Source organism: Streptomyces anatolicus, from assembly GCF_019400875.1.
Classification (GTDB): Bacteria; Actinomycetota; Actinomycetes; order Streptomycetales; family Streptomycetaceae; genus Streptomyces; species Streptomyces anatolicus.
Window position 1 is genome coordinate 1 of sequence record NZ_WMBF01000751.1, and the last position, 2,003, is coordinate 2,003.

The window sequence follows — 2,003 nt, forward strand, 5'->3', positions numbered from 1 at the left end:
CTGCTCCTCCAGCGCCGTGTCCACCACGACCTCGTACGACGAGGCCCACGGCGGCCCCGGCAGCACGAACCGCGCCGCACGCTCCCCCGCGTGCAGGACCGCGAGGAAACTGTCGTCGACCACCGGCGCCCCCCGGGCGTCCCGCCCCGGTATGTCCCGCCCGGACAGATACATGCCGAGCGTCGCGGCGGGCGCGTACCAGTCGGCCTCCGTCATCTCCGTGCCGCGCGCCGTGAACCACGCCAGGTCCCGCAGCCCGTCCGCCGAGTGCGCCCGCCCCGAGAAGAACGCCCGCCGCCGCAGCACCGGATGCCGGTGCCGCAGCTCGATCAGCCGGGCGGTGAGCGCGAACAGCTCCCGCCAGCCCGGCTCCTCCCGCAGCCTCCAGTCGACCCAGCTGATCTCGTTGTCCTGGCAGTACGCGTTGTTCGAGCCGCGCTGCGTACGCCCCATCTCGTCGCCCGCGACGAACATCGGCACACCGGTCGAGAGCAGCAGCGTCGTCATGAGGTTGCGCAGCTGGCGCCGGCGCAGCGCCGTGATGTCCGCGTCGTCGCTCTCGCCCTCGGCCCCGCAGTTCCAGGAGCGGTTGTCGTCCGAGCCGTCCCGGTTCCCCTCGCCGTTGGCTTCGTTGTGCTTCCGCTCGTACGACACCAGGTCCCGCAGCGTGAAGCCGTCGTGCGCGGTCACGAAGTTCACCGACGCGTACGGCCTGCGCCCGCCCCACGCGTACAGATCGCTCGACCCCGAGAGCCGGTACCCCAGATCCCGTACGTCCGGCAGCGCGCCCCGCCAGAAATCCCGTACCGCCCCCCGGTAGCGGTCGTTCCACTCCGTCCACAGGGGTGGGAACGCCCCCACCTGATAGCCGCCCGAGCCCACGTCCCACGGCTCGGCGATCAGCTTCACGCGGCGCAGGACCGGATCCTGCGCGATCACCGCGAGGAACGGCGAGAGCATGTCGACATCGTGGAAGGAGCGCGCGAGCGCCGCCGCCAGATCGAAGCGGAAGCCGTCCACGCCCATCTCCGTCACCCAGTACCGCAGGGAGTCCGTGATCAGGCGCAGCACGTGCGGCTGGACGACCTGGAGCGTGTTCCCGCAGCCCGTGTAGTCCGCGTACCGCCGTGCGTCGTTCGGCTGGAGCCGGTAGTAGCCGCGGTTGTCGATGCCCTTCAGCGACAGCATCGGGCCCAGCTCACCGGCCTCCGCCGTGTGGTTGTAGACGACGTCGAGGATCACCTCGATCCCCGCCTCGTGCAGCGCGCGCACCATCCGCTTGAACTCGCCGACCTGCTGCCCCGTCGTCCCCGACGCCGCGTAGCCCGCGTGCGGCGCGAAGTAGCCGATCGAGTTGTACCCCCAGTAGTTGCGCAGGCCCCGCCGCAGCAGATGGTCCTCGTGCGCGAACTGATGCACCGGAAGCAGCTCGACCGCCGTCACCCCGAGCCGTACGAGGTGCTCGAGCGCCGCCGGATGCGCGAGCCCCGCGTACGTGCCCCGCAGCTCCTCAGGAACCCCCGGATGCAGCTTGGTGAAGCCCCGGACGTGCAGCTCGTAGATGACCGAGTCCGCCCACGGCGTCTTGGGCCGCCGGTCGTCGGCCCACTCGTCGTCCGGCGCGTCGTCGTGCACGACCACGCCCTTGGGGACGTACGGCGCCGAGTCCCGGTCGTCGCGCACGGTGTCCGCCACATGCTGCTGGGGCCAGTCGCGGACATGCCCGTACACCTCGGCGGGCAGCGTGAAATCACCGTCCACCGCACGCGCGTACGGATCCAGGAGCAGCTTCGCCGGGTTCCAGCGGGCGCCCGTCCACGGATCCCAGCGGCCGTGCACCCGGTAGCCGTACCGCTGGCCCGGCCGCACGCCCGGCACGAAACCGTGCCAGATCCCGTGCGTCAGCTCGGTCAGCGGACAGCGCGTCTCCTCGCCCGCCGAGTCGAAGAGGCACAGCTCCACCGATTCCGCTCCGCCCGCCCACAGCGCGAAGTTGGTCCTTT

General features: G+C 71.3%; 1 protein-coding gene. It reads right to left on the reverse strand.

Features of this window, described 5'->3' with window-relative positions:
• Positions 1-2,003, reverse strand: a 2,003-nt coding sequence (glgX, locus tag GKQ77_RS32125; protein ID WP_219692648.1) for a glycogen debranching protein GlgX, incomplete at both ends; no start/stop codon positions are given.